Raw genomic sequence first — 4,126 nt, 5'->3', positions numbered from 1 at the left:
GTCCAGCGGCAGTTCCGTCAGCATCGCCTTGACCGGCCCGATCGAGGCCGGCGACATCGAGATCGAGCGGAAACCGAGTCCGATCAACGCCATCGCCGAGATCGGCTTGCCGGCGAGTTCGCCGCATAGCGTCACCGGCGTGTGATTGCGGACGCCGGCATCGGCGATCTGCTTGAGGACGCGCAAGAAGGGTGCCGACAGCGTGTCGAAGCGGTTGGCCAGTTGCGTGTTGCCGCGGTCGACGGCCATGACGAACTGGAACAAATCGTTCGAACCGACCGAGACGAAATCGACCGCTTTCATCAATTCATCGAGCTGGAACAGCAGCGACGGCACTTCAAGCATCGCCCCCAGCTTCAGGCTGGTCGGCAAATGATGGGCAAAGCGCGACAAATGCCGCACCTCGCGGTCGATGATCTCGCGTGCCTGGGTGATCTCGCCGAGTTCGGTCACCATCGGCAGCATCAGCTTCAGCTCACGCCCGCCGCTGGCCTTGAGCAAAGCGCGTATCTGGGTGCGCAGCAGGCCCGGCCGGTCGAGCGTCAGGCGGATCGCCCGCCAGCCAAGCGCCGGGTTCTCTTCCTGGATCGCGCCCTTGAAATAGGGCAGCACCTTGTCGCCGCCAATGTCGATGGTGCGGAAGGTGACGGGCTTGCCGCGCGCCGCTTCGAGCACGTCGCGGTAGAGCTTTTCCTGGGCCTCGGCCCGGGGAAAGGTGGAAGCGACCATGAATTGCAATTCGGTGCGGAACAGACCGATGCCGGCCGCACCCGCTTCGGCAAGCTGCGGCAGGTCGACGGCGAGACCGGCATTCATCAGCAAATCGACCTGGACACCATCCCTGGTCGTCGACGGCTTCTTGCGCAGTTCGCGGTAGACCTCTTGCCGGCGCGCCCTGAAACGCACTTTTTCGGCATAAGCGGCCTCGAGATCGGGCTGCGGCCGTAAATGGATCACGCCCTCCTCGCCGTCGACGATGATGGCATCGCCGTTTTCCGCCATGGAAACAGCGCCCTTCATCTGGCCGGCGACGGGGATGCCCATGGCACGCGCGACGATGACGACGTGGCTGGTCGCTGCACCGTCCTCGAGCACCAGCCCGCGCATCTTGTCGCGGGGATAATCGAGCAGTTCGGCAGCCCCCATCGAACGGGCGACGATGATGGCGTCCTTAGGCAGCGATGCCGCGACATCTTCCGGCCCGCGCCCCATCAGCTGGCGCAGCAGGCGGTTGGCGAGGTCGTCGAAATCGCTCATCCGCTCGCGCAGATAGGGATCGGTCATGTGCAGCATGCGGGCGCGCATGTCGCTCTGCACCTTTTCCACCGCCGCTTCGGCCGTCAGGCCGTTGCGGATCGCCTCTTCCAGCCGTCGCACCCAGCCGCGATCGTTGGCGAACATGCGATAGGCTTCCAGCACCTGGCGATGCTCGCCCTCGAAGGCGACGTCGCGGCGTTCCAGCATGTCGTCGATGGACAGCCTGAGCGAGCTGAGTGAGGTCTCCAACCGGCGAACCTCTTCCTCGCTGTCCTCGTTGAACAGATTGGTGACGACGATGCGCGGCTCGTGCAGCACGACATGGCCAAGCCCGACGCCTTCATTGAAGGACAGGCCGGTGAAGCTGACAGGACGGCGCAGATCGAGTTCGAGGCCGGGCCGGGTCAGCCGCGCCAGATCGCCGGTGGCGATCATCTCGGCGATCACCATCGCCGTGGTTTCCAGCGCCTCGACCTCGTCGTCGCGGTAGTGGCGCATGGTCTTGTTCTGCACCACCAGCACGCCCAGCGTGCGCCCTGCCCGCAGCACCGGCACGCCCAGGAACGAGTTGTAGATCTCTTCCCCGGTCTCCGGCAGGTAGGCGAAGGCAGGGTGTTCCTGCGCATTGGACAGGTTGAGCGGCCGCGCGCTGGCGGCGATGGTGCCGACCAGGCCTTGGCCCAGCCGCAACTGCGCCAAATGGACGGCGTTCGGGTTCAGGCCTTCGGTGGCGTAGAGTTCGAGCACCGAATCGGCACGCAGCACATAGAGCGAGCAGACTTCCGCGACCATGTTGGAGGCGATGTCGCGCACAATCCGGTCAAGCCGCTCCTGCGGCTCCAGCGGCTCCTGCATGAGCTCGCGGAGCCGTTTGAGCAAAACGCGCGGGCCACTGGCCTGATCACGCATCGCGGCTTGTTCTCCAATGGGCATTCTGCCCGCCGCAGTTTCCACCGCGACCGGCGCACACGCAACAACTCAAATCGTTCTCGCTACTGCTTATCCAGACCGTAGACGGAATGCAAAGTACGAACCGCAAGTTCCGTATACGGGCCGTCGATCAGGATCGAAATCTTGATCTCCGAGGTCGTGATGGCGCGGATGTTGATCGATTTGTCGGCCAGCGCCTTGAAAGCGGTGGCGGCGACGCCGGCATGGCTCCTCATGCCGATGCCGATGACCGAAACCTTCGACATGCCGGCTTCCGACTGCACGACATCGTAGCCGATCGAGGCCTTGAGGCGTTCAAGCACGGCCAGCGCCTTGTCGACATCGCCCGACGGCACGGTAAAGGTCATGTCGGTGAACTTGCCGTCCTCGGAAATGTTCTGGACGATCATGTCGACATTGATGTTGGCCGCGGCCAGCGGCCCGAAGATGCCGGCGGCAACGCCCGGCCGGTCGCCGACCCGGCGCAGTGAAATCTGCGCTTCGTCCTTGGCGTAGGCAATTCCGGTGACGACCTGCTGTTCCACGATCTCTTCCTCGTCGCAAATGAGCGTTCCGGGCGGATTGAGCAAATCCCCCATTCCGGGCGCATCGGGATCGTCGAAGGACGACCGCACGAAGGTACGCACCCTGTGCACCATGGCAAGCTCGACCGAACGCACCTGCAGAACCTTGGCGCCGAGCGAGGCCATTTCAAGCATTTCCTCGAACGAGATCTTGGCCAGCCGCCGCGCCTTGGGCTCGATGCGTGGATCGGTGGTGTAGACCCCGTCGACATCGGTGTAGATGTCACAGCGATCGGCTTTGACCGCCGCGGCGATGGCGACAGCACTGGTGTCGGAGCCGCCGCGGCCGAGCGTGGCAATACGATTGTCCGGGCCGATGCCCTGGAACCCGGCAATCACCGCCACCTGGCCCTCGCCGAAGCGCTTGATCAGGAACGCACCGTCAATGTCGAGGATGCGCGCCGCCCCATGCGCATTATCGGTCTTGATCGGGATCTGCCAGCCCTGCCAGGAGCGGGCGTGCACGCCCATGTTCTGCAAAGTGATGGCCAGCAGGCCGGCCGTGACCTGCTCGCCGGAAGCGACGACCGCATCATATTCGCGTGCGTCATGCATCGGCGAGGCCTCACGCGTCCAGCCGACCAGTTCGTTGGTCTTCCCGGCCATCGCCGAAACGACCACCGCCACCTCATGGCCGGCGTCGACCTCGCGTTTGACGTGACGCGCCACGTTGCGGATGCGGGCGATGTCGGCGACGGAGGTTCCGCCGAATTTCATCACGATGCGCGCCATGGGAGCGAAATGCCTTTGCCTGAAGCCGGATCCCAGCCAAAAGCCGGAATCCCGAAAAGCGGAAGGCCGGCTGACGCCGGCCGCTGAATGCGCGGCCTCCTTAGCCAAATGACGAAGGTTTCGCAAGGCTGGCGGCCAATTGCCGGCTCCAGAAGCCGGCATATTGCCTTCCGCCCCGGCGCCGCCTACGAAATGCTGCCTGCGGGGAATTCTTTTGGTTCGGCATAGCAGATGATGATTGCTCGGTTTCGACGTGCCATGCGATGGCAATCGCTCCCGCTTGTCGCAGGCTTTGCGGTGCTGGCGCTTATTGTCGGCAGCCGTGCCATGCTGGTCGAGGAACAGCGGGCCAACCGCGCCGCCGCGCGCGAGGCAATCGAATATCAGCAATTGCTTTCGGGTCTGCTTTCTCTGGCACAGGAAGCCGAGAACGGCCAGCGTGGCTACCTGCTGACCGGCGAGAAATCCTATCTCGAACCCTATCGGAGCGCTGTCGGCGCCATTCCGGGGCAACTTGCCCGTATCGACAGCTTGACCGCCCCCGACGACCAGTTCGTCCAGCCGATCAACCACATCAAGGACGCGCTTTCGCAAAAGCAGGCTGAACTGGCCGAGACGATTGC

3 protein-coding genes are annotated in these 4,126 nt (G+C 63.9%); 1 reads left to right on the top strand and 2 read right to left on the bottom strand.

The genetic code is table 11. The features are described from left to right. Positions 1-2,166: phosphoenolpyruvate--protein phosphotransferase (gene ptsP, locus EN884_RS27965; RefSeq protein WP_128360855.1), on the bottom strand; the 2,166-nt coding region annotated here is incomplete at its 3' end. Between the two features lie 83 nt (positions 2,167-2,249). Continuing rightward, on the bottom strand, positions 2,250-3,503 hold the full coding sequence (locus EN884_RS27960; protein ID WP_063169069.1) for an aspartate kinase: 1,254 nt from the start codon (positions 3,501-3,503) through the stop codon (positions 2,250-2,252). Positions 3,504-3,800: 297 nt separating this feature from the next. Here EN884_RS27960 and EN884_RS27955 point away from each other — a divergent pair. Then, positions 3,801-4,126, top strand: a 326-nt coding sequence (locus EN884_RS27955) for a CHASE3 domain-containing protein (protein ID WP_245492000.1), incomplete at its 3' end; no start/stop codon positions are given.

Source organism: Mesorhizobium sp. M7A.F.Ca.AU.001.01.1.1, from assembly GCF_004022735.1.
Lineage (GTDB): Bacteria > Pseudomonadota > Alphaproteobacteria > Rhizobiales > Rhizobiaceae > Mesorhizobium > Mesorhizobium ciceri.
The sequence above is the reverse complement of the archived record's forward strand: the minus strand, read 5'-3'. Positions and strand labels throughout refer to the sequence as shown.